Source organism: Gimesia sp., assembly GCF_048260065.1.
Lineage (GTDB): Bacteria > Planctomycetota > Planctomycetia > Planctomycetales > Planctomycetaceae > Gimesia.
This window is the reverse complement of the sequence record NZ_JBLXHC010000002.1, coordinates 630,705-655,899: the sequence shown is the minus strand read 5'-3', so window position 1 is coordinate 655,899 and position 25,195 is coordinate 630,705. Positions and strand designations below refer to the sequence as shown.

The 25,195-nt window shown below is 51.4% G+C and carries 20 protein-coding genes and 1 tRNA gene; 6 read left to right on the top strand and 15 right to left on the bottom strand.

The genetic code is table 11. The features are described 5' to 3' along the window. Positions 1–38 precede the first annotated feature (38 nt). The 3 genes from ACN0YN_RS05620 to ACN0YN_RS05610 form a co-directional block, all read right to left on the bottom strand. The gene (locus tag ACN0YN_RS05620; RefSeq protein WP_417384009.1) at positions 39–1,697 is read right to left on the bottom strand and encodes a hypothetical protein; all 1,659 of its coding nucleotides are present in this window, start codon (positions 1,695–1,697) and stop codon (positions 39–41) included. Positions 1,698–1,891: 194 nt separating this feature from the next. Continuing rightward, a complete protein-coding gene (locus ACN0YN_RS05615) occupies positions 1,892–3,808 on the bottom strand; it encodes a pyruvate kinase (protein WP_417384008.1) in 1,917 nt (638 codons plus the stop codon). Between the two features lie 128 nt (positions 3,809–3,936). After that, positions 3,937–4,131, bottom strand: a complete 195-nt coding sequence (locus tag ACN0YN_RS05610; protein ID WP_417384007.1) for a hypothetical protein — start codon at positions 4,129–4,131, stop codon at positions 3,937–3,939. Here ACN0YN_RS05610 and ACN0YN_RS05605 point away from each other — a divergent pair. Further along, positions 4,125–4,769 carry a DUF4184 family protein gene (locus tag ACN0YN_RS05605; RefSeq protein WP_417384123.1) on the top strand — a complete coding sequence of 215 codons (645 nt, stop codon included), beginning with the start codon at positions 4,125–4,127 and terminating at the stop codon, positions 4,767–4,769. The two genes, ACN0YN_RS05610 and ACN0YN_RS05605, sit on opposite strands and share 7 nt — an antisense overlap. 27 nt (positions 4,770–4,796) lie before the next feature. Here ACN0YN_RS05605 and ACN0YN_RS05600 read toward each other — a convergent pair whose 3' ends face one another. From ACN0YN_RS05600 to ACN0YN_RS05590, 3 genes are read right to left on the bottom strand one after another with little or no spacing between them, the layout of a single operon-like run. Next, positions 4,797–5,165, bottom strand: coding sequence for a VOC family protein (locus ACN0YN_RS05600; RefSeq protein WP_417384006.1), 369 nt, complete (start codon positions 5,163–5,165; stop codon positions 4,797–4,799). Between the two features lie 43 nt (positions 5,166–5,208). Next, positions 5,209–5,736: a hypothetical protein gene (locus ACN0YN_RS05595; RefSeq protein WP_417384005.1), complete on the bottom strand. Its 528-nt coding sequence runs from the start codon at positions 5,734–5,736 to the stop codon at positions 5,209–5,211. A gap of 17 nt (positions 5,737–5,753) precedes the next feature. Continuing rightward, positions 5,754–6,002: a histidine kinase gene (locus ACN0YN_RS05590; protein ID WP_417384004.1), complete on the bottom strand. Its 249-nt coding sequence runs from the start codon at positions 6,000–6,002 to the stop codon at positions 5,754–5,756. 250 nt (positions 6,003–6,252) lie between these two features. On the opposite strand from ACN0YN_RS05590, the gene ACN0YN_RS05585 reads away from it, so the two are divergent. Beyond that, the gene (locus ACN0YN_RS05585; protein ID WP_417384003.1) at positions 6,253–6,534 is read left to right on the top strand and encodes a hypothetical protein; all 282 of its coding nucleotides are present in this window, start codon (positions 6,253–6,255) and stop codon (positions 6,532–6,534) included. A gap of 174 nt (positions 6,535–6,708) precedes the next feature. Here the strand turns inward: ACN0YN_RS05585 and ACN0YN_RS05580 are convergent. From ACN0YN_RS05580 to ACN0YN_RS05565, 4 genes are all read right to left on the bottom strand, one after another. Continuing rightward, positions 6,709–6,781 (bottom strand) — tRNA-Phe (locus tag ACN0YN_RS05580). A 223-nt stretch (positions 6,782–7,004) separates the two neighbouring features. Then, a complete protein-coding gene (locus ACN0YN_RS05575; protein WP_417384002.1) occupies positions 7,005–8,366 on the bottom strand; it encodes an HD-GYP domain-containing protein in 1,362 nt (453 codons plus the stop codon). 251 nt (positions 8,367–8,617) lie between these two features. After that, positions 8,618–9,850, bottom strand: coding sequence for a hypothetical protein (locus ACN0YN_RS05570; RefSeq protein ID WP_417384001.1), 1,233 nt, complete (start codon positions 9,848–9,850; stop codon positions 8,618–8,620). Between the two features lie 54 nt (positions 9,851–9,904). Next, entirely contained in the window at positions 9,905–10,753 is an 849-nt protein-coding gene (locus tag ACN0YN_RS05565) for a sugar phosphate isomerase/epimerase family protein (protein ID WP_417384000.1), read from the bottom strand. A gap of 280 nt (positions 10,754–11,033) precedes the next feature. Between ACN0YN_RS05565 and ACN0YN_RS05560 the strand changes: the two genes are divergently transcribed. Both ACN0YN_RS05560 and ACN0YN_RS05555 read left to right on the top strand, forming a co-directional pair. Beyond that, the gene (locus ACN0YN_RS05560; RefSeq protein WP_417383999.1) at positions 11,034–11,507 is read left to right on the top strand and encodes a universal stress protein; all 474 of its coding nucleotides are present in this window, start codon (positions 11,034–11,036) and stop codon (positions 11,505–11,507) included. Between the two features lie 82 nt (positions 11,508–11,589). Beyond that, positions 11,590–13,215 (top strand): SLC13 family permease, encoded by a 1,626-nt coding sequence (locus ACN0YN_RS05555; protein ID WP_417383998.1) that lies wholly within the window; start codon positions 11,590–11,592, stop codon positions 13,213–13,215. Here the strand turns inward: ACN0YN_RS05555 and ACN0YN_RS05550 are convergent, their stop codons facing one another. The 3 genes from ACN0YN_RS05550 to ACN0YN_RS05540 form a co-directional block, all read right to left on the bottom strand. Then, positions 13,216–14,589 (bottom strand): tRNA modification GTPase, encoded by a 1,374-nt coding sequence (locus ACN0YN_RS05550; RefSeq protein ID WP_417383997.1) that lies wholly within the window; start codon positions 14,587–14,589, stop codon positions 13,216–13,218. 99 nt (positions 14,590–14,688) lie between these two features. After that, positions 14,689–16,806: a membrane protein insertase YidC gene (yidC, locus tag ACN0YN_RS05545; protein WP_417383996.1), complete on the bottom strand. Its 2,118-nt coding sequence runs from the start codon at positions 16,804–16,806 to the stop codon at positions 14,689–14,691. Positions 16,807–16,808: 2 nt separating this feature from the next. Further along, complete coding sequence (locus ACN0YN_RS05540) at positions 16,809–17,555, bottom strand: metallophosphoesterase family protein (RefSeq protein ID WP_417383995.1); 747 nt, start codon at positions 17,553–17,555, stop codon at positions 16,809–16,811. Positions 17,556–18,628: 1,073 nt separating this feature from the next. Here ACN0YN_RS05540 and ACN0YN_RS05535 point away from each other — a divergent pair. Continuing rightward, the gene (locus ACN0YN_RS05535; RefSeq protein WP_417383994.1) at positions 18,629–20,023 is read left to right on the top strand and encodes a sigma-54-dependent transcriptional regulator; all 1,395 of its coding nucleotides are present in this window, start codon (positions 18,629–18,631) and stop codon (positions 20,021–20,023) included. 246 nt (positions 20,024–20,269) lie between these two features. Then, entirely contained in the window at positions 20,270–21,451 is a 1,182-nt protein-coding gene (locus ACN0YN_RS05530; protein ID WP_417383993.1) for a hypothetical protein, read from the top strand. A gap of 27 nt (positions 21,452–21,478) precedes the next feature. Here ACN0YN_RS05530 and cmk read toward each other — a convergent pair whose 3' ends face one another. Further along, entirely contained in the window at positions 21,479–22,141 is a 663-nt protein-coding gene (cmk, locus tag ACN0YN_RS05525) for a (d)CMP kinase (protein WP_417383992.1), read from the bottom strand. 3 nt (positions 22,142–22,144) lie between these two features. Then, on the bottom strand, positions 22,145–25,051 hold the full coding sequence (locus ACN0YN_RS05520) for a hypothetical protein (RefSeq protein WP_417383991.1): 2,907 nt from the start codon (positions 25,049–25,051) through the stop codon (positions 22,145–22,147). Between the last annotated feature and the right edge of the window lie 144 nt (positions 25,052–25,195).

The following is a 25,195-nucleotide window of genomic DNA, read 5'->3' as shown; positions in this document are numbered from 1 at the left end:
CCATCAATCACAACTGCCGCCAGAGATACTGCGGTGTTTTAAGGATCAGGACGCGAGGGAGTGAGAAGGGCATCTGCAATCTCCAGCAGCATCAGACAGCGATCACAGACTGATTCTTCCCGCCGCACCGACTCGATTGCTGCTTCAATATCACCTGACTGCGCCTGGGCAAATACAACCCCCTGTAATAATTCGACAACGTACGATCGCTCGGGATAACGTCTGGCAGTGTCCCTTGCAAGCCTGAAGCTGTCTGCGGCTCCTTTCAGATCGCCAATCGTGGTCTGAACTCGCGCTGCCTCTGTAATGGCAATCACGTCAGATCCTCCCCCCAATTCCATCTGTTGCGCTGCCTGAATCGCTTCGCGAATCGTCATCCGGGCCTGTTTTACCTGACCCGTCAGAAATTCTGCTTTCGCAATTTCACGCAGGCGTACACTTCTCTGATAGGGATCTCTGATCGTTCCTGCGACCTCTCGACTTCTGTTAAATAAACGTTGCACATCGTTTTTTTCTAATTGCGCCCCGGCGACAGCAATTTCCTGCAAAGCTGCTGCGCGCGTTTCCGGATCCTGGATTTCAGTGGTAAAATCCTCAGCAGCAGGCAGAATTGAAGCTTGCAGGAATGCAGATACGATCTGCCTGGCAGCGGCGTGCTTCGCTTCAAGATCAGCAGGCACAAGCGCAACCCCGTCGGCAAACAGGGAGTGTGCCTTCCTACGGTTGCCACCGGCTGCATAGGCAACTGCGATTCCATACAATGCCTCGGCTCGTATGCTCTTATCTTCGATCTGTTGAGAAAGCTGACGTGCTTCCATGAACTGCTTCTGCTCTGCCAGACAACAGACGACGGGCACCGTCGCCAGTTGCTTTTGCTCATCACCTTGAATTCTATTTAATACCGACTGAGCCAGCATCAGCTGATCCGACTCAGCAGCAGTGTTCACAATATGTCTCAGCGCAATCTCACGCTGCAACGGGAGCAGTATTTTTTGAGCAGTCTGCAAAGCAGCATCCCAGTCACCGGCATTCGCCTGGTCCTGAGTGATGACAATCAGTCCTGTCGCTTTCAATTGAGCACGACTGATTTCTGCCTGTTCCGCTGGAGTCAGCTGTTCTGCCGGAACCTTTCTGGCCAGGATTGCGGTCACCAGTTGCTCATTTACAGGAATCAGATTCAGTGTCTGATAAGCATCAACGAATTTGCGGTGCTCTGAAAATTGCATAGCCAGCAGGGATAGCGTGAAATTCCGCTGACTGCTGTTGAGGTCCGGATTCAGTTTTACTACTTTCAGTGCAGCTTTTGTCTGGCCTGATTCAGCCAGAGTCACTGCAATGGTATTCAGCAGGAGCTCCACATTGGAAGGAGACTGCTGTCGTGCGCTTTTAACGGCTTCCGCCGACAGTCCAGCTTCTGTCTGTTGCCGGGCGATCTCAATCAACATGACTCGCCGTTGAGTTTCATCATCCCGTTTTTCGACAGCACGCCACGCGCGGGAAAACGATTGACCGGCTGCCGGTATATCACCGGCTTTAGCCTGCACCGTTGCCAGCTTCAACAGGAATTTGCCATCCTGCTCACAACCGTCTTGCGCCTCTTTGATTAATTGCCTGGCCCGATTCAGATCCTGCTCCGCGGCGGAGCAGGGAGTCGTCGAGATCAGAACTGCAATCACAGGAATCAAAAAGCGAACCATCCGGATTTCCCCTGAATAAACTGTTACCACCTGTTTTTAATGCCAGAGCGAATGCATCCTCTGACTCAGGCGTAATCAAAACCGGTTTATCACTTCCGAAATTCGGTTTCTGCAAAAATCACACAAAAAACTGTCGCTCGTCGTTACTCCCGATCACTCGTACGACCTGTTGACGACTGCATTTTCTCAAATCTTTATGAATCACGGTCTGATTTGACAGGGGGCTGACGCGTATGTGTCGACAGCCGCAGTTCGCGGAGCATGGAACGTTTTTTGGTCTGATGTGCCTGCATGCGTCGTAAAATATCATCAAGTGTTTTGACGGCGTGCAGCACGTGAGGTCCTTTGTTGAGCATCACGCATTCCGCCCGGTGTCCCATCGCCGCGTCGGTAATTTCCGCGCGGGATGGCATTCCCTCCTTGGCGAGCGTCTCCAGCACCTGCGTCGCCCAGATCACGGGAACATGCGCCGCCTCACAAATCCAGAGAATTTCCTCCTGCACTTCTGCCAGGCGTTCAAAGCCGCACTCGACTGCCAGGTCACCGCGGGCAATCATGACTCCACAGCAGGCAGACCGCATTGCTGTCAGCAGCATGTCCGGCAGATTCTCGAATCCCTGTCGCGTTTCGATCTTCAGAACGATCGCAGGGGAACGTCCCCCCAACCGAGCTAGCTGTTCCTGCAGCTGTTCTACATCACTCGCGCGGTTGGCAAACGACAGTTCCACGACATTCGCATGCCGGGCGACAAATGTCAGATCTTCCAGATCTTTGTCTGTTAACGCAGCCAGATTGAGTTGACTTTCAGGCAGATTGATCCCTTTATCCGACCTGAGTTTTGTTCCCTGCAGACGGGTCCGGGTGATGCGCACCAGAACCTGGTCCGGTTCCACTTTCTCAATTACCCCACCGATCTTGCCATCGTCGAACCAGATCGATTCCCCTGCCTGTACATCGTCAAACACGGTCGGAATCGTACAACCGATTCGCGCCGGTGTCAGAATCTGTCCGGCACTGTCATGGACGGCAGCCCGGCCGGCAACCAGATCGCGGGTCACGATCAATTGATCCCCCTGATGCAACAACAGGCTGTTTTCCCGTGCAGGAACGTCTGCCACCTTTGTCTCACTCCACCTGCGTTTGCCTGTTTTGCTCCGTTGCCGCAGCGTCGTGCCAGGTAGAATATAGGTCGTCTGCTTTGCTTCGGCCCAGCAGCCTTCCTCCAGTTGATCCACCACCCGGAAACTCCTTCGGGAATGCCGTGCGTCGATCAGTCTGACCTTATTTCTAATCTGAAGTCGCTTCAAACAGGACTCGTCAACAGGCAGACAGGCATCTGCTGGTGCAGGAGGTGCCGCAGGCTGATCACTCGGGTAGAGCCAGATCCGGGCCGGGGCAATGACTTTGCCGAATACATCACGGCGGGGCCGGACTTTGACTACGGCTGGTCCCGGTTCCAGTGGACCGGTTCGCAACTTCGGTCCTGCCAGATCCATCACCACCCGACATGTTTTTCCCAGTGAGAGTTCAGCCCGCCTCAGATGGGCGATCATCTGGGACCAGGCCGCAGGATCGTCGTGTGCGCAGTTGATCCGCATGCAATCCATTCCCTGCTGCAGCAGTTGATGCACCAGTTCGTAGTCACTGGCCGCTTCACTGGGCATCGTCACCATGATCTGCACCCCACGTCCGGGGTTCGCTACCCCCAGAAGGGCTTCGGTATGTTCTCTGAGCAAACGCTCTCCGGTGTTAAATTCGAGTGCCTTGCCTTCCTGTGCAGGCAGTTTGACAGAGGCACCAGTCAACTGCTGCAGAAGTTCCAGTACAGCATCAATGGTGGCCAGCACATGAGATTCTGCGCGCCCGAGAGAGGAAAGCCCCAATGCCGCAAGTCGCATCTGTAAGGGCCTGAGATCCCGATGCCGGAGTGCGAGGTAATACAGCAGATTGCGTGCACTCTCACGATACCCCGAATGGATCTGATCCAGCAGAGCCTGCGAGGAGACTGCTTCCGACACCAGCTTATCACGAATGCTGACCACTTCCTCAAAGACCTGTGCATACTCCTGTGTGCCGACACAGGGCAGGGAATCGCCGTGCTCAATAGACAAGAGACATCCTCTTTTTCGATCAACTCGATTTCAACCTCCGGAAGCGCTCCGGGCCAGTTGTTACTGTGATGGATTAGTCCAGATTCGCAACCGGAATTCAGCAGATGATGCGATGATTTCATCTAATTTTAACACGTGTCAGGCCGCGAAAACACGTTGAGACAGGCAAGAACTCCCGGTATTTCGACTGGAGTCCCATCGACATCTGCCACACCTGTCATGCTGTAAAGGGAAATGAATCGCAAATAGCAACCAGCGCAGGCCTGTTCGCCCTGGAATTCGGTATTCTCGGTAAGGAGGGAACCGGTTAAGATAAATTTCATTCCTTCTCCGCTTAAAAGATGTCCATTTATTTCAAGCCAGATACTTTCACTCATGGCAGAATCGTCTCTGGCCCCGCTACCTGTATGCCACAAAAGAAACTGACTCACCAACATTCCACCAGGGAGAATTTCGGATTCCGCTCACACCGTTTCATTTCAGCCCCGGACTGCTGACCAAAGTGTTTGGCCCCCGTGCTTTCTGGCTGACATCCTTTATGGCTGCCAACGTCCTGATTGATCTGGAGGTGCTGTATTATCTGAGCAGGGACGAAACACCGCTCCACCGACACCTGCATTCTTATCTCGGCGGCAGCGCAGTCGGGCTTATTGCTGGCCTGATCATGTGGGGCGTTATATTAATCATCGCCCGACTGATGCCGGCCTCTTCACGCTGGAAAACACGTTTAGACCAGACACCAAAAACAAAGCTGCTCACTCAGTCATTGCTGGCCGGTTTGATCGGTGGGATCTCGCATGTTTTTCTCGACAGCCTGATGCATGACGACATGCATCCGTTCTGGCCATTCGTTACCGGCAATACACTGGCGGGCATCGTCAGTGTTTCGGCCCTGCATATCGGGCTGGGGCTGCTCGGCCTGTTCTCGCTCCTTCTCTGGCTGCTGCTGCGAGAATCGTAAGCGGACATGGCCTGTATCGCGTCAGACTCAATCGGTATTTTCAGAAATCCGCCATAAGACACCTGAGGGGTCGATCAGGACGAAATCCCGCATTTTCCAGGGGCGCTGCTCTGGTTCGGTCACTTTTACATTGTACTTCTCGGCGATCTTTTGTTTCTGCACGTGTTCCCACCAGGCATCCACGCTTTTGACGGAGAGGTGCATCATGAAATTCTCTGCCAGTGCTTTTTCATAGAAATTCTGCAACAGAAAAGTGCAGTTCCCGCAATGAAGATAGGCCAGTTCCTCGGATGTCCAGGGAATCTGAAAGCCGAGATCTTGATAGAAACGCTGGGAAAGTGCAAAGTCTTTCGCAGGTACAAAGGCTTTCAGTTCGATGGTTTCCAGTTGGTCCATGATTGTACCTGTAATTCGTGATAAAGCTGAAAGTTGAACGATCTTAATTCAAAATGAAATCAAGCTGCAGCTTAAAAAGCAGGTGGCTCAGGCAGGGGACCTTCGCTTCAGTCAATAAGCGATTGAATGCGTCAGCCGGTGTATTGGTCGGGTTGAATCCATCCTGTCGTTCGTCGTCCGTGTACCACCTTGCCTGATAGCATTCAAAGCAGATCACAAAATCGTGCTGCTGTTCTTTATATTTGACCCGAATGCCATGACGGGGTGAGAAACAGGCGGCAACGATTCCGGGGTTGGCGGCGACGCTCTCTTCCAGAGACTGCAGGAGTTGCTGCCTGGTCGTCGCATCGGTGATCCGTGTGGAACCCAGAATTTTCCAGCCATGAAATCTGCTGGCATCATCCGGATCTTCTTCGATACAGGGATTGAGTGAGAAGAGTTCCCACTCAGGTGCTTCCTTCAAAGCAGCCGCTGCGTCAGCCGGCATTTTGTCACCCGATGGCTCCATCGATGGTCGGTCTGAAGTGCAACCGATCAGAAGTAATACCAGCATCAGAGATAAGACTCGCATCGACTGCCCCTCGCGAATCAGGACGGCTCGTAACCAGGCATGATTTTGACAACGAAAACCGCTTTGCCATGCTCCTCGTGGCTCCAGCGAAACATTTCTGTCAGACACGCCATCAGCTGCTCGTATTCACCGATGACGACCGTCGAAGTGGGTCCCGGCGTCACCTGCAGATCAGGAAAGTAACTCAACTTGGCAATGAAGGCTTTGATCAGTTCCTTATAATTTTCCTGAAACGGATACATGCTGATTTCGGCGGTACTGACCATGACAAACCTTTCTAAGTTGATGGAATTCTCAAAGCAGAGCAGGGCACCACTCTGGGAATTCACTGATAAAACATAAAGTACGTTCGATGGTACCAGACCGTGTGGGACTGTCAATCAGATCCCCAGGCAGCAACTGGTCAGATGAATAGAATCGAAAAAAGAAAATTGTGCCTTCCCAAAATTCCTCTGGATTGATTGCGCTGAAGTTGTTACCTTGTTTCAAGCGGGCACGCAATAGGGGTAAATTCTTATGAAAGTCACCACCGTTGCATTTATCGCCGTGATTATTATTCAGGCGATCCATTCGACATTATCCAGCCAGGAACTAAACCGCTGGAAGCGTCATTGTTACCACTACGGCTATGCAAACGCCGATACCGATGAGACGGGAAATGTCATCGACTACAAGTTGATTCCCACTCCCGGTCGAAATGGGATCCGGTCCGCGTCACTTACCAGGCGAACCCACTTTATTGAAATTGCCCCGGATGATCCGGACTATGGTGATGAGATTCCCGATTTCATGCCCTGAATGAGGATGACCACTGGTGGAGGGGACAGGAAACAGGGGATATCCCTCCTGATGACTTTGACATCCCTCTCTTCAGAAAGTCTGGTCAAAGAAAAAAGACGGAAGTCCCAGAAACGCAAACGGGCGGGAATATCGACTGACATTCCCGCCCGAACTGGTTTTATGAATTAAAAGTGGGCACGGGCGGGATCGAACCGCCGACACCAGGATTTTCAGTCCTGTGCTCTACCAACTGAGCTACATGCCCTTCGTTTCCGCATGACAGATAAGGCGTTAACCCCATATGCAATCATTGCTTAATGGAAGCGATGTGGAAATATAAGCCATTCCCCTCTGAGTTTCAAGCAAAACTACCACTTCCTCCTCAGGTTTCATGAGTTTTCCTGAATCCTGAACCGTTCTGCTGCAAATACTGCTGTATCCGCCGTTTAAGCTGTACTGGATCTGTGAATTTTAACGATCAGAACAGCTTAAATCTGACCATCGAACAGATCTGATGTCAAATCGATCTCTTCTTTTCCAGGTGTGGGCAAGGCCTGATCAATTTCCAGTTCACTCTCATGCAGATCGATGATCGTTCCCGGATCCAGAGGATCGACTTTGACTCCATCCGGTGTCTGAAGAACCTGGACAATGGGACTGGTGTAATGATCTTTATTACGACGGATCACACGTGCGGCACTTCCGTCATTCAAAATCACATAACTGCCTATGGGAAACAGTGAGAGAAGATTCAACAGTGCCCGCATGGGTGCCTGATCAATGGTTTTGTCATTTGTCAGTCGTAACAGGTATTCCATCGCTGCATAAGGCATCAGAGCAGGGCGGTCTTCCCGCGAACTCGTCAGAGAAACATAGGAATGTGCAACATTCAGGATACGGGCAAACATATGAATCATTTTATGAGTTCGCTGACGGGGGTAGCCCAGCCCATTGGGTTGTTCGTGAACCTGATAGCAGACCACAGGCACAACACTGGGGATTCCCGCCACATTTTCCAGCATTTCCAGGGAGAAAATCGGATGCTTCTGCATTTCGATTCGTTCCAGCGCATTCAAGCGTCGACGGCTTTTCCCGATTTTATTCTGTACGCGCACCATCCCCCAGTCGTGCACCAGACCGCACAAACCGATATTGCGAACATTGTTCTCATCTAAATTCAGTTCCGTACCAATGGCCATTCCCAGCAATGACATCTGCAGGCAATGCTGTGAGAGTGTTTCATCTTTGCCGGCTTCAGCGGCGGCGGAGAGCACACAGTCGGCATCAGAAGTCAGTTGAGTCAGATAACTGGCTGCCATCCCCGTAATTTCTGAACCACTGGGAACTTTACCGGTAAGGGCTCCGCGCATCATCCCATCCAGTGATTCACCAAATTTCTGCTGTTGTTCAAACAGTTTCTCACGGTGAGCCGGATCGTAGGCTTTACAGCCATGCATGACCATCGAATCCCGGACTGCCGGCCCGGTATTGGCCACGAACATGGAACCAGATTCAATTAACCGGTCCAGTTTCTCGGTCAGTTCGGTGGAAAAGACTCCCTGACTTGCGGACTCCAGCATCGGATCTGAAGCTAGGCTTTGCAGACTGATTGAAGAAGCATCTTCACTGTGAACTTCGACCTGCGGCATTTTCCGATCGCGCAACAGCTGCTTGAACCGTGAATTGATGACTGAGCCTGAGGCCAACAGTAACAATCCATTACTGTCATGAATCGGGTGAGTAATCCTGCGTCCCACAATCAGATCTTCCACACGTATCGATACGGTTTCCTGAGAGCCGTTCTCGGATTCAATCTCTGGAACTGTCTGTTCTTTTAAATCTGTCGTCATTTACACAACCTGATGTAGAAACCGGAGCCAAACAATACTCCGATTTATTACTGCTGATTTCACTTGAACGCTGACTCACTTTCAGCAGAGAGTACTTTCAATATAAACCTAGTTTGAAAAACAGATAAATAGAGGAGAGGAGGGATATGCGACGGGAATTTTTGAGTCGGGATGCGACAGTTACTCCGAAAATAGTGATCGGGTAAGATCCGCAGGAGGGGATTCTCGCTCAAATGAGTGCGACAAAGAACTTATAGAGAATTGTTGATCTGTTTCAGGACTTCAGCTTCACTATTTTGAACAGTGGAAAGAAAGCCACGCAAAGGGAGTGGAGTCCCGTCATATCGATACATCGAACCCGGAAAATGAATCCCGGTGATGCCCGCTGGCAGGAATACTTCAGGCTGAAACTCCGAACTCAAGACAGGGCCAATCTGGATGACAGGGACTCTTTTCAAATTCTGGACTGCCTGTTCTGTCAATCCAACCAGTGGATTGCCCCCCGTCAGAATACAGAGATCAACTTCCAACTGTTCCAGTAACCGGCTGGCGTGATACTCGCCTGGTGAGTAACGGGGGAAACCGGGAGCAAAATTGACCGCAGCTGCATACCCGGTCTGCCAGGCCAGTACATTTTCTGCCCCTTTGGTTTCACCGAAAGCAGGTACTGTGATCGAATGACAACGACGCTCACTCTGAATTTCTTTAATCAGTAATGAGAGTGCTTCCAGCTTGCGATGCGCCAGGGGGCCCTGTTTGAATTCCGGGCCGGTAAAAAAGACGATGTACTTACACTGTTTCAGTTGTGAAACCAGCGACTGCAGTTCCGACTCGGCAATCCCCACCGGTTCCGTTTCCGCCAGGTCTACGCCTTTCAGCAGGGCACGAAGCTGCCAGATGACTTCCAGTTCCCGTTGCGATTCGACCTGAATACACTCATCAATAAAGTCAGTCTGCTGGGAACACTCTCCCCCCATCGCGATGATTTTACGAGCGACTTCCGAAGAGTTTGCCACCAGACTCTGTTGATGGTTTGCATTGTTCAGGAGTTCGGCGGCCCCCCAGTAAATTATCAGGTCAGCGCGACTGCGCACTTCGCCGAGAGTACAGGTCGCTTCGCCTGCCTGTTGCAGGGCTCTCGTTACCGCGGCTGCAGTTGTGTCAATGGTCGCACCGATGTGATCTGCCAAAGCGATCGCAGCACGCTGGGCATCGGTTGAAGTCTGAGATAAACCGGCCACCAGAGGGGACTGCGCTTTTTGAATCAGTTCGACAGCCCGAGCGATGGCTTCATTTTGTGAAACCGGTTTTCCCTGAATCTGCGGTGACAGTTGATCTGTGGTCCCTGCACGTTCAAACCAGTCCTGCCCCTGCGCGCAGGAGGTTTGAACTTCCAGAATCTGCTGACCGTCTGTTTCGATTCGAATGTCGTCGCATGCGCAATAACACCCGGCACAGGTCACGTCTTCTATCAGATTTTTCACAGACGGTCTCCGCAGCATTCACGTTGCCAGTTTCGAAGAGCAGGGCTTTTCTTCTTAGCCAAGCTGCGTTTTCAGCTCGGTTAACAGAGAAACAGCATTACCGATATCCGCCTTCTGCTGTTCGCGATCTTCGGGAATTTCGCGTTCGATTGTCAGAGGACCGGTATAACCGATCTCGTCCAGAGTCCGCAGATAGGTCCCCATACCAACATCGCCCGTTCCGAGTGGAACTTCCGCTCCCCAGTCGATCCCCCGTTTCCCCTCTGCAGCCCAGGTCGCATCTTTACAGTGGACACTGCCCACCAGATGTCCCACGCGTTTGAGAGCGGCGATCGGGTCACCCGTTCCGTACAGAATCATATTAGCGGGGTCGAAGTTGATTTTCAGATTATCACGACCGACATCACTGATAAAGTCGAGCAGGTGGTCGGCGGATTCCTGTCCCGTTTCCAGATTCAGGTTCTGTCCATTCACTTTAACATGGTCCAGCAGACCCTGTGTGACTGAAACCAGCTCTTTGTAATCGGCGGAATCACGATCTTCGGGAACAAAGCCGATATGCAGCGCGACTGTATCGCAGCCAAGCAATTTCGCAAAGTCAGAGATCTCTTTCATTTCTTCAACACGGGCTGCCCGTGTTTCCGCGGGAACGAGACCAACGGTCTGTTTGGTAGTCGGGATATCAGCATAGCTTTCGCCATCGAATCCGCCAAAAACGCAGGTCAGCGTAATCCCGGCAGCATTGCAGCGTTCCAGGAATTCCTTTGCCACTTCGGGAGTTCGCGTCTGTTTGTGTGGTGCATGAATCTGAATCGTGGGAATTCCCAACTCCTGAACCACGTCAAAATGCACTCCTAATCCGGCATCAACCGAAGCGAAGACACCAATCGGCCATTTTTCCATTTTCTGACTCCACAATCTGAACGTTTATAATGCTCTAGTTGTTCCATTTTTCAATGACATTGCTCCCTGCGCCGGTGGGGCAGAGACACTTTCATCATAAGGAGAACCCGGCGGATTCACAAACGAGGACTCCGATTTCTTTACAAATTAAAGAAACACTTACCTGAATCCCCGATTGCAGTTTCCCCGGCTATTGTTTCCAGACAGACACCTCTTATAATGGACTCTTCTCGCAAAGCATGCAAAGATTGCCAGCTCGGTATAAACAAGGGAAACGCTCATGATCGACATTAAGAATATCCTGATTCCAACAGACTTCAGTGAAACCTCCCAGGCAGCGACTCAGTACGCAGTCGAACTGGCAAAAAAGTTCGGTGCCCAGTTGCATCTGCTGCACGTCATTGAAGACCCTGTCGTTTATATGCCTATGTTTGAGAGCTATGCTTTGCCTCCCAAAGAAGACTTTGAAAACTTCGCGAAAACCCGGTTAGACAACTGGATTCTGGATGAAGATAAAGCAGGGCTGGAAATTTCCACCCACTGGGTACACGGAAATCCGTTCGTGGATATTCTGAAATATGCCAAACGGGAAGAGATCGATCTGATCGTGGTCGGTACACATGGCCGTTCTTTTACCGCGCATCTGCTGCTGGGTAGTGTCGCCGAGAAAGTCGTTCGGAAGGCATCCTGCCCTGTGCTGACCGTTCGACCCAAAGGTCATCAGTTTATCCATCCGGTAGCGGACGACGAATAGTCGTACGATTCCCTCTGGATCCTGATTTCTGACTCAGCTCTCTACGAATCATGTATTGAGATAATACGGGGTAACTCTATTCGTGATTGGCGACTCATCACATTCAGTAGAAAGCCGCATTCCCTTCTATGGAAAGCTATTCAGTGTGATCGCATTTGTGATCATTCTGAATCTGCCTGCGCCTGCAGACTTGAGCGCATCGGCTCAGCGTCTGGCAGCGGTGACTGCACTGATGGCGATTCTGTGGATGACGCAGGCCATTCCCATCGCTGCGACCAGCCTGATCCCCCTGGTTGCCTTCCCCATCTTTGGAATTCAGAATCCTAAAGCCGTCAGCCAGGCATATATCAATGAGAATATCTTCCTGTATATGGGGGGGTTCATCATTGCGCTGGGGATTGAAAAATGGGGCGTTCATCGGCGCATCGCCTTGAATACAATTCGCGTCATTGGCAGCAGTCCGCGGCGGGTTGTGCTCGGGTTTCTGTTCGCGACCGGTTTTCTTTCGATGTGGATCAGCAATACCGCATCGACACTCTTGATGCTGCCGATCGGCATGGCAATTATCGGTTCGATCTCCGAGTTGGCCATGTTTGAATCCCAGGAAGATTCTGCAAAAGCCATCCGCCATTTCTCGGTCGCTCTGCTGCTGGGCATCGCTTATTCCGCCAGTATTGGCGGGGTAACAACACTGATCGGCACGCCGACGAATATCGCGTTTCAGGCCATCTGGACATCGCAGTTTCCTGACGGACCTCAAATGTCGGCAGGGGAGTGGATGGTGATGGTCGTCCCGTTTGGCATTACCTTTCTCCTGTTGACCTGGATGGTACTCTGCTGGGGAATGCCCAGGCTGGCGAATTCAAAAGAGTCATCCAGAGCGATCATTAATGAACACGTCCGGAAACTGGGGCAGCCCACTCGGCCAGAAATTCTGATGTTGCTGGTGTTTGCAATCACCGCACTGTTATGGATCACCCGGAAACCACTCACGTTTGGTGAGGATGTTGTCCTGCTGCCTGGCTGGGAATCACTGCCGATTTATTTTCTGACCAAGTGGGGGATTTCTGCCGACTCCGCATCAGCGTGGGTACACGACTCCACGGTCGCAATGGGGATGGCACTGCTCATGTTTGCGATCCCGGCTCAGAAATCAGAGCAGGGCGAAACGGAATACCTGATGGACTGGGAAACAGCAGAGCGACTTCCCTGGGGAGTGCTGCTGCTGATTGGCGGCGGATTTGCAATCGCCGGTGCGTTTCGTTCTACTGAACTTTCCGACTGGATCGGACAGGTTTTTTCACAATTCATTACTGGCTGGCCTGCCTGGGCACTCATTTTTGCCGCCTGTCTGATGCTGACCTTTCTGACGGAATTCACATCCAACATCGCCACTGTGAATACCGTACTGCCAATTCTGGCTGCGACGGCAGTCAGTCTCGGCATTGACCCCAGACTGATCATGATTCCTGCTGCAATCTCAGCCAGTTGTGCGTTTACAATGCCGATTGCCACGCCTCCCAACGCGATTGTGTTTGCTTCGGGTAAAATCAAAATGTCAGACATGCTCAAATACGGCATCATCCTCAATCTGATCGGAGTCTTCCTGCTGACCGCGTTCATGTGGTTCTATTTTGTGCCACAACTGGGAATCGATCTGGGAACCGTCCCCGAATGGGTGCATCAGCATACGCCGGAAAGCAAATGATTATTTGCCGATGCAGAATTTGCTGAAGATGCGATCCAGGATGTCGTCGGTATAAACCTGCCCGACAATCTGCCCCAGATGCTGCAGCGCCTCGCGAATCTCGATTGCCACCAGTTCTTCTCCTACCTGTAACTGCGCCGCTTCTTCCGCTGCCTGCAATGAGAGTCCTGCCTGACGCAGACTGTCGCGACAGCGTGAGGCCGTTGATCCGATCAGCTGGCGACTGCCACGACGCGTTTCACTCAAGCGGGAGAGAACCGCATGCTTGAGATCATCCAGTCCCGTTTCTGCAGCGACGCTTAATTCCACATCGTATGCAGGTTCTTCATTCGGAACAGGGGAGAGATCACTTTTCGTCAGTACAGTGATCATATTCTGTGATTCCGCCAGCTGCGCACGCTGTGACTGATCAATGCTGCGCAATTCGGGACGCAGGTCTGCTGCAGTACACCAGACAACCAGATCGGCCTGTGTCATCTGCTGCTGCCGGAACTGCTGGGCAGAGACGGAAATTTCATGCACGCCCGCTTCCAGCCCCGCGGTGTCGATCAGTTGAATCGGCTGTCCGTTCCAGTTGAGAGAGGTCACCAGATAATCACGGGTGGTGCCTTCGATATCGGACACCAGAGCCGCCTGTCTGTCTCCAACCAGCGCGTTATACAAAGTGCTCTTGCCGGCATTGGGCAGACCTGCCAGAACAAGTGACAGGCTGCCCGTTGATTCCATTCGTTCCGCGGAGTCAAGATACAGCTGTTCGCAGAACTCACGGATCTTCTGCAGTCGATTGACCAGCGTTTCGCGATCAATAAATTCAATATCTTCTTCCACAAAATCCAGACCTGCTTCCAGTTCAGACAGCAGTTCCAGCAGTTCGACCCGGGCAGCGCCGATTCTGGTAGAGACCCCTCCTGCCAACTGACTGAGTGCCAGGTTCAACTCTTCATGATCGTACGCATCAATCACTCCAAGCACTGCTTCTGCCTGGACCAGATCGACACGTCCTGCCAGAAACGCACGCAGCGTGAATTCGCCGGGTCGCGCCATGCGGGCACCGTGCGCTGCCAGATTTTCGATAGCCGACTCCAGCAGGGGGGGAGAACTGATGGTATGAAATTCCGCCAGAGGCTGTCCGGTAAAACTACGCGCGGTCGGCCAGAAATAGAGAGCCCCAGGCAACCGGGAATCGGAGCCAGCCAGTTTGATGCTGCCGGTATGACGCGTCGGCAGTCGGGAATCCTGCCAGGGAGCATCTGCGTGAAAGCATTGTTCAAGACAAGGAAGAATCTCGGTTCCACTGATGCGAATCAGGCCTGCTGCACCACTACCCGGTGCAGAGGCTAATGCGACAATCGTATCATCAAATTGCAGATTCATGTTGAATCTCGCAGCGAAACCTGTTGGACACAGATACGCAGTAAATCAATTCGGTTCACAGAAAACCAGACAGGACCGTTTCCTGATTTCAGACTCAGGCTATCGGCGTTTTTTAGACTTTTTCCCGGGTCCGCGGTCACGAGAATTCTGCTGTTTTCGCTCATTCAACGCAGCCTGCTCCTGTGCCTGATCGGCAATTTCCTGGAGCCGGGCGAACCAGCCTTTTTTAGCCGGTGGTTCATCATCCTCAGTCTGGTTGTTTCGCTTCTGAGTTTTTTTCGATTTGGCTTCGACTTCGATCACATTCGGATCAGTCCCCACAACCGTCGACGGACGATTCTTTGACTGATAATCCAGCAGCTTTCGCTCACAGATCCCCCACAGGCTGGAGGCGATGAAGTACACACAGAGCCCCGCGGGAACGTGATAGAACATGAATCCCATACCGATCATCATGTAGTTCATGATCTTATGCTGCAGTTCCTGATCTTTATCGGTTGGCGGTGGCATGAACAGTTTCTGCTGGATGACGAACAACCCTACGGTCACGATCGGCAGCAGGTTAAACTGGTTCCCCAGGAAAGGCAGGGCAAACGGCATCGTAAACAGGGCATCCGGAGCAGCCAGGTTATCCACCCACAGGAAAGGTGTTCCCCGCAACTGGACGGCGTTGTTCAACGCGGTATACAGACCAAAGAAAATTGGCAGCTGCATGAAAATCGGCAGACAGCCCGCCAGCGGGTTGTAGTTGTTCTTGCTGAACAGCTCCATCTGTGCGCGGCCCAGCTTTTCGCGATCGTCGCCGTATTTCTTTTTGAGCTCAGCAATCTGCGGCTGCAGCTCTTTCATCTTCTGCGCGCCAATCGCCTGTTTCCTTGAAAGCGGATACAGGCTGCCACGCACGATAATCGTCAGACAGATGATGGCAATTCCGTAGGACAGACCAAATCCATGCAGGGTGGTCAGCAGCCAGAGCATCAGCTTGGCAACCGGTCCGAAAATCCCCAGGTCCATAATTTCAGTCGCATTGAGTGGCGGCCCCAGCAGCGATTCCCGTTTTGGTCCGGTATACATCGCATAGCTGTGTGTAATGTCGGCCCCCGGAGCCAGGTCCAGATCTCGCGAATTGACTTTGACGGTAATCCGGCTTTGTGTTTCCACGTTCGGATTACGCTGAATCAAAACCGGCTCGATACTGGCAGAGTAGTTGGACTCCATCTCGCCATTAACGAGTTGGGGATCGTAGTTTTTTCCATCGGGCGTCAGCAGGGCAGCGAAGTATTGAATATCAACGCCGGCAAACTGAAACGCTCGACTGTACTTCTCGACATTCTGTGCATTGATATTCTCAATGATTTCAGAAGCGGTAAAGATTTTGGTATCGACGCTTTTATCATCCTGCAGAAATCCGATGCGCAGATCGCGAAACTTACGTGTGTTTTCGGCATTCTCCAGGGGAATTCCGATCGGTCCCAGCAGTTGGTAATCCAACTTCTGAATGGCCTGGCTGTGATTGATCACTTTGATATCAAAGTGGACCATGTAACCTGCCTGATCGGTGTCGCGAAATTCGCGAAAATCTTTTCCCTGTGGAACCAGGTACTTCCTGAGTTCGAATTTCTTCTGAACTTCAATGCTGCCATCCGGTGCCGTCAGGCTCAGGCGTACTGCCTGCATAATATTGGGATCATCCGGATCTTTGACCAGATCCAGAACTTTCCAGTTGGCTGAGTGCGAGTCTGTATTAAATGCAGCCAGTTTGGCATCCAGTTTTTCGATATCCAGATCCAGGCTGCGTTTGATGTCTTTACCGGCATTAAATTGCCCCAGAAGTTGCAGCGGTTGGTTAGGATTGTTTAAATCGCGGTACAGGGGATCATTCAGGTGAGCATTCACCAGTGATGCACCCTGGGTTGAAATTTCTGTCTGCAGGAAATAGCCCGTTTCCGGATCCAGTGATCCCAGCAGGATCGTGCGAGGTGGATTCTTCAGGAAATCGGCCTGGGGAGCCGGTTGTACTTCTGCCCCTTTTACGCCGGGAAGATCCGGTTTTTTCGCGACCAGAGGTGCATCGGCATTCTGAGGATCCTGCGCATCATTTTCGGCAGCATTTTGTGCTGCGGGTTTCTGGGGCGCAGGTTTGGGGGTGAGAATCTGCCAGAAAAATAACATTGTTACTGACAGAGTGACAAACAGTAAGAGTCGTTTTTGTTCCATTGTTATCGACCATCCCGCAGGCGGTCGCCTAAGAAGTTGTCTAAATCAGAAATCTCGTAAATCTTTTCAGCGGTCGTATTAAAATCATATTCGACGCGGCAGAAACTGACTTTCTCATCATCGATGATCACATAGGAAGACCGATTGTCTGCATCACGGGGCTGACCGACTGAGCCCACATTCACCAGGAATTTTTCCGGGCCGAAGGGGTAAACGTAATCGATCTCATCTGGAGCAAGAAAATTCATACTTTCTGTGAAAACTCCAGGAATATGTGTGTGGCCCTGGAAGCAGTACTGATCGACCAGGCCAAAAATCCGCTCCATCTTGCGCTGATTATAGATGTCTTCCGGAAACACATATTCATTCAGTGGATTCCGTGCCGAACCGTGCACAAACAGCAGTTTGTCTTCACGAATCATGCGGGGTAACTCGCCCAGGAAATCCCAGCGATCCTGATTCTTGGAAGCATCGCCCGTCTCCAGCATGCGTCGCGTCCAGAAGATGGCCCGTTCAGCCCCTGCATTGAAGCCTTCCGGATCGAAAAGAGCGGCCTGATCATGGTTACCCAGTAATGATTTCTGGCAGCGTTTTCTCACCAGATCAATACACTCGCGCGGATTCGGGCCGTAGCCGATAATATCGCCCAGGCAATAAATCTCACTGATCTCACGGCTGTCAATATCTGCCAGAACCGCTTCCAGCGCTTCGAGATTACCGTGAATATCACTAATTATCGCTCTTAACAACGGACAACTCCCACTTTCTTGACCGGGTCCACACCTGCCGGGTGCCTTCCTCGGCTGTTATCTTTTGAGGAGCCTGATACGAGAGGCTATCTTCAGGAAATTCATACCCTGTTTATCGGAAAGGCTGACTGGTCACACGCCACGACAATAAAGACCATTTCCGTACCAACTGCTGACTTTAATCGTGTTCTCTGCAGTTAGAACGATTATAGAACCAGTCGAATGCGGAAATTGTGCACGGCAGGACCACCCGACCTGCCTTCTGACAGTCTGGATTCTTTCCACGTAAGCCCCAATAGTAGCAGTACAAGCGCACCATCTCAAGGCTGTGTTTACAGTTATCATTCGTTCTCAATCGGTATTTCTTCGATGAATCAGCCTGTTTTAAGCGGAATTTCATTGTCTGATACCGGATTCTCACATGAAAAACGAGAAAAAACGACCTTTCATGGCATTCTACCCAAAACAGATTCTGTCCCGACTTAACCTGAAATAGTGAAAGTTGGCAAACATGGAAATTTGCCTGCGAAAGTATCAGTTATAACCAACCTGACAAATACAGGGATTCTAAGCAGGAAAGGCCAGTGTGACGTGCCGTTCACAAGCCGGTAGAATCGAATTTTTCGTCTTAATCTGTCTTCACGACACGCTAAAGACTACAAAAAGTGTTCAGAAACACACATCCTGGAGCACATCGTCTGATATTTTCCACAAGACTGATTCAGGAAAACAACAGAGAACCCGTTGCGCATGTTGCCCGATTGAAACCTGTGATCTATGTTTGAATATCCCTTCATTATGTTTGACTCCCAGTTTCATCCTCAGGTGATTTCCTCACCGGTCCGGTGACAACTATGTCTGACATGAAAGTCTGGATCTGCACCTCCTCTGTAACGAGGTCTGATTTATCCAGCAGTTCGTTCGGCCGAGATCATGGATTGATTTCCCACCGGGCCCTTAAACAGATTTTCAATTCAGATTGTAAATTCGGTCACAGACTGGCTGATTTTTACCCACGACACAGTTGTACGACGATTACAGCTAACATGCACACTTTGGCGAGACATAATTCAATGAAGACAAACTCTGGTTCCTTACTGGTAGTCGATGACGATCAATATATTCTGGAAGCAATGGCTGATTATCTGCGCAGCCTCGGACATCGTACCGAAACTTCTCTCACCTGCCTGGATGCGATTGAGCGACTGAAAGAATTCCCGTTTCAGGTCGTCGTCTGTGATGTGAACCTGCCTGACCAGGATGGATTCCACCTGCTCGAATGGGTCAAAGACCATGCACCGGATACGGCGGTCATTATGCTTACTGGTTACGGAACCATTGAAAGCGCCGTCGAAGCGATCCGCCTGGGTGCCTTTGAATATCTGACCAAGCCTGTCATTGATGAAGAACTCAGCCTGACGATCGAACGCTGCCTGGACCAGCGTAAAGTAGTCGAAGAAAACAAATCACTCAAAGCACAACTTGATCAACGATTCGGTCTCTCAAACATTGTTGGTCAGGACTACAAAATGCAGAAAATGTTCGACCTGATCGAAAGCGTGGCTGATACCCGTACCACCGTGCTCGTTCTGGGAGAAAACGGAACTGGGAAAACCATGACTGCCCGGGCGATCCACCAGTTAAGCGATCGTTGCAATCAACCATTCGTCGAAGTCGCCTGTGGTGCACTGCCCGATACCTTACTCGAAAGTGAACTGTTCGGTCACAAAGCCGGTGCATTTACCGGAGCGTCTCACGACAAAATCGGTAAGTTTCTTCAGGCAGATGGCGGCACACTGTTCCTGGACGAAATTGCAACCGCATCACCCAGCCTGCAGGTCAAACTGCTGCGGGTATTGCAGGATCGGGAATTCGAAGCCGTCGGTGACAACGTGACCCATTCTGTTGATATTCGACTGATTCTCGCGACCAACCAGAACCTGGAAGAAATGGTGGCGAAAGGGGAATTCCGACAGGACCTCTATTACCGAATCAATGTGATCACGCTGACGCAGCCTGCTTTGCGGGAACGTATCAGTGATATTCCTCTGCTGATCGAACACTACCTTAAGGTCTATAACGAACAGATCGGAAAATCGATCAACGGGTTTGACGCTTCCGCCATGCAGGCCATGCTGAAATACTCCTGGCCGGGTAATGTGCGTGAACTGATCAACGTTGTAGAGCGTTGCGTCGTCCTGACCAAAGGCGACTATATCCGCATGCACGATCTGCCGGAACAGATTCGACAGGAACAGTCTTACTCGCTCTCTCCGGAAAATCGTATGAGTAACGGCTCATTGAAAACCGCGCTGGCTAACCCGGAACGACAGATCATTATTGAAGCGCTGGAAGCGAATGGCTGGAACCGCCAGAACACATCGAAGGCCCTGGGGATCAACCGGACCACGCTGTATAAGAAAATGAAAAAATACGATATTGATTTCGAAAAGCAGTTAATGCATTAGGCTGAATCTCTTTCAGAATGATGGTAAACCCGAATGAAAAAGCACGTCGAAATGGCGTGCTTTTTTATTTAACTGTAACAACCACTGCCTGCAGTATTTCCATGCAATCCGACAAAACAAATAAACTTCATCTTATATACCTATTCTTCCTATAAAGGAGTGTCGATAACGTCTGTGATACGATAGTAAACATAAAGAAAACAGGCGAATTTCGCTAAACTATCTCATTTCCAGGAGGGGGGAAACATGAGGTTCGGGCTGCTGCTATTGACCATGTTTACATTACACGCCGGCCTTTCGGCAATTTACGCCGAAGAAACGGCAGAGCCTCAGACTCTGGAACAGGTGTTCTCTCAGGGTGTCATCGAACTGGATCCGGCTCCGGCACCTCCCCTTGTGGATCCTGCGACGACTCCCGCGCTGCCTGTTGTACAACCTTCAACAGAGCTGGCGCCTCCTGCTGAAACCGGGGACCTGCTGATTACCGCGCCCTCGGAACAGACGGCTCTCTGTCCCTCTGGTTCTGGATGCACCTGTCCGACCTGTACCTGTCAAACTCCGGCCTGCAACTGTAATCCCTGTGAATGCAATGCCTGCACGCTCTGCGATCGGATTCCATTACTGAATAAATTCCCCAGTGACCGTTGCTTTGATGACTTTGTCATGCCCGTCAGTAATCCGGTCTGGTCGATCGACCCGCGATCGTTGACCTATGTCAGAGGTATCTTTATCAATCAGATGATTGATTCCCAGACTCCGGTACTCGGTGCAGGGGACCTGCAGGTTTACGCCCTCCAGTTGGGCATCGCGTTAAATGAACGACTTTCGATTATTGCTGTTAAAGACGGTTACAACACGCTGCAGACACGCGGTATCGGCAACAGAACAGGCTGGTCCGACATCGGACTGGGGCTCAAGTATGTTCTGATCCGGGATGTAGAAAATCAGTTCCTCTTATCGGGTGGACTGATCTATGAAGCCACTAACGGCAGTTCTCGTGTCTTCCAGGGAAATGGCGATGGTGTCTGGACTCCCTATGTCTCCATCGGTAAGCAGATTGGCTGCGGTCACCTGATCGCTTCCAGTGGCTACCATGTACCCGGCGATACTGCTGAAGAATCTCAGTCCATCTATTACAGCATTCACTACGATCATCCCGTGACCAGCAAACTGTCAGCAGTCGCGGAACTGAACGGGATCGTATATACCAAGAGCGGTCAGGCCCTGCCGTTAAACATCGAAGGGGGCGACTGGATCAACCTGGGTTCATCCAGTGTGGCGGGAAATAATGTAGTCACGACCGCCATCGGAGCCAACTACCGGCTCAATTCGTGTCTGTCGGTAGCCGGCGTCTGGGAATTTCCGATTTCGAACAGAAAAGACCTGATGGACAGCCGCACGACTGCGACTCTGACTTTACAGTTCTGATCGTAGAAAAAATCAATGCAAGAGAGATCACTGCGAGCTTGAGCCGATCCGTTCACGAACGGTCTGCTCAAGCTGATCTAACACCTCATCAATCGTGAGAACAGAAGTATTGATTTCCAGCGCATCGTCTGCCGCCTTCAAGGGGGCGACGTCGCGCTGTTCATCTCGTTGATCGCGCTGATAGATCTGCTGCAGAATTTCATCGACCGTAATGTCTTTCCCTTCCGACTGCAGTTCTTCATGCCTGCGCCGCGCCCGCTCCTCGGGATCAGCGATCAGAAAAAATTTGCAGAAGGCGTCCGGAAAGACCACCGTCCCCTGATCGCGACCTTCACTGACAATATTCGTACCTGAAGCAGCATCGCGTTGCAGTCGGACCAGTTCTTCACGCACCCCCGGATACTGGGCAACGATGGAAGCCACCTCAGTCACTTCGGGGGTTCTGATCAGTCCTGTGACCTCTTCCTTATTCACCAGTACTTGGGCATCAGAAAATGTAATCTGGATCTGCTGACTGACGCGCACGACGGCAGCTTCATCAGTCGGGTCAACCTGTTCTCCAATCACAGCCCAGGCAACACAACGGTACATGGCACCGGTATCCAGAAATTCAAACCCCAGTCTTTCCGCCAGTCCTTTTGCAGCTGTACTTTTCCCGGAACCTGCGGGACCATCAATCGTCACGATCATTTTTCAAACGGATTCCTGAAATATAAGTTCAATTTCTGCAATTTCATAAGGGGACATTTCCACCAGTGCGGCATCCTCTTCGACAGGCAGTTCCACAACAGTTTTACCATGAAAATCCCGCTGCCGGGCACTCACGGGAGATTTGAAACATCTGAGTTTCACCGAGCGGTGGATTCCTTCCGTTTCAATCAGACGCACGGCAAATCCTGCAGGTTTACCAGACGATTCAGGGGAGGATTCGTGTGACGATTCCAGCAGATCCATCACGCGGGTAATCTGCACATTACTCACAGAGACATGAAACAGCCACCCCTGATCTCCCATACGGGGAGGACCGATCTGGCTCGGATAATTTCCAACTGGCACCATCACATTCCGCGCGAGCTGCATCGGGAAATTCTGGTTCACGGCGATTGAGAACTGAAATTCGCGTTTCGTTTCCCCTTCCACAATCAACATACTGTCGAGCATGCGGGGACCGGTCTTACGATGAAAGGGGAGACCATGATTCAAAATCGTAACCCGTTCTTCCCCTTCCGCAATTTCAAAGTAGTGCGGACCTTCAAAGCGTTCTCCCTGAAACGCATGCGCACTTTCCAGCAGAGACCGCGTGAGCGAAGCCGTACTGTCTCCCCAGGCAAAGCGGGCGGCATAATAATGATCCCAGGGATTCCCGTCAGGCAACGTCTGCACTTCCAGTTCGATCTTCACATCCAGGATCGGTCGTCCGCGCCAGAGTTGAAATGTCTGTCGAAACGTGGCGAGTGTTGTATCACTGACCTGGTCGTAAATTTCGCCAGTTGTCACAATCTCCCCCATCCCCGGTCCCGCGCAGGTAAGTTCCGCCTTAACGGCGCGTGTCGCCGAGTAGGGAGTTTTCGTATCCCAGTCGCCTAAGGCGCCGGGTGTGGAGATATTACGTTGATAGGGAAAGCGATACGCCAGCTGCTGGCTGAGTCGATTCGGCTTGCGCCCATATTCTTTGATCTGGGCAATCCCGCCGGTCTCTTCGTGAATATGCACCTCGAAGAATTCATTCCTTAACAGCAGTGGTTCTGCGATGGGGACACTGCTTTTGGGGGGTGTCGCAGAAATCTGACCTGGCTGCAGCCAGACAAAGCCCGCAGCAGGAAGCTCCACGACCGCCTGTTTTCTTGTTTCATCAAATTGCGTTGCCTTCACAGCAGGATGTGTGATCGGTTCATGGGGGAAGTCAGGCAGATCCACGACAACGCGTCGCGAGAACGAGAGCGAATTTAGTAACAGCGTTCCACTCTGGTGCTGTTCTGCGCCCTGTAGAATGATCTTTGCCAGTTGTGCGACACCTGCATCACAAAATCCCTGCAGCGACTGGACCGCCTGTAGTTTTGCATCGTCATCGGCATCAGGATGGCCCCTCTCAATATCCTGTTCGATTTTCAATAACGTTTCATCTTCAATCGGTTTTCCATAGATAGCTTGAGCCACCGTTTGGAACCAGCGTCCCGCGGTGAATTCGTCGTGACGTTTAAAATGATTGATAAATCGACTGAGAGGGTCGGGCTTGCGCATCGCGACCAGCTGACTCAGGAAGGGGGATAGATATTCCCGGGCATCGTAAGAAGAATGCCGTCCTGATGACTCTGTGTTCTGAAAAAAATCATTCAGCAGCACAAAGCTGCCCAGGACGGGGGCATAATGATGGATGCGTTTAAAGTCTTCAAAAAATGGGGATTTGACATCGGGCCAGTGCGCGAACATCAATGCGCCCACCTGATCTTCCTCCATTGATTCGGCCATTCTCTGAGGAAACCGCAGATACCCGGCAGAACCTTCCGCTGACATGGGAATCCGGGAAAACGCATCGAGGATCGTTCCGTCGGCACCTTCCCAGTGAATTTTACTCTGTTCATAATCAGGATAGATTCCGTCATCCAACACCAGATGCAGAGCCGAATGAAATCCGAATCGATGTAACAGCATCGGCAGCAGGGATGCCAGACCGAAGCGGCGCCGCGCCCAGGTCGTCGGCGTCATTCCGATTAATTTCTGCGCGGTTTTTGTTCCGGATTGTAACTGCCAGATTACAGATTCAACGGGAACGACCGGCGTGGAAATCTGATCCTGCTCACCGCCGATCACTTCACTCTCGCGATCCTGACAACTTTTGGTCAACAGCGAGATCAACTCGGAATTCTCACTGGCGATCGTTTCCAGATCGTCTCCACTGACCAGAATATTGAAGGGTCGTTCATCGACGATCGACTGCTTTAACGCATCATTCGCCCATTCCGGAGTCAGCAGACAGAGATCGATCAGATAGCAGTCGATCGGATAAAACCGCTCTCGGTTTTCCAGCAGTACTTCAAAACAGGCTTTGAGATGGGCGCGTGCCGCTTCCTGATCATCCGCCAGAACCGCATCGGCAGCCGCAATCGCTTCCCGTTGAATCGTCGCTTCATCCAGACTGCTGAAGTGATGCATGCAACGCGTCAGCAGTTCAAGCTGGATATAGCAGAATCCAAGTGCATGAAAATCGGCAACCAGATCTTCAGAGAGAGCCGGTTTCGGAGTTGCCTCTTCGTCGTTATCAGAAGAATGCAGGGGGAGCAGGGCGGCTTCTGTCATTTCCTGCCGGTGAATTTTCCCGCTGACGACCGTCGCCCCATTGGCTTCTGCTTCTTCAATCCAGCCATAAGGGAGCCAGTCTTCAGAAGTTTTGGGAACGAGCAGCAGCCGATCTGCCAAAAACTGGGGAGGTTCATCAGAACGATGCCAGCTGGGAATCACGCGTGAGGAAGCAAGCAGTTCCGGGTGCCAGGCTACGGCAAACGCATTCAGGAGACTCTCTGCCTCTTTTTCATCCAGTTCCGTAGGAAAATCATCGAGACTGTGGCAGGGAATCAGAACAACAATATCATTGTATGTCATTGAATCACAATGCTTTACATAATTATTTCGAAGTCAACGGGACTCTGCCTCCAGGCGAGTCTTTATCCAGCGACAATAACACGAGCACATCACACTTTACCGATCACGTCTCTGAATCTGATCTACTCGGCCCCTTTTAACTCT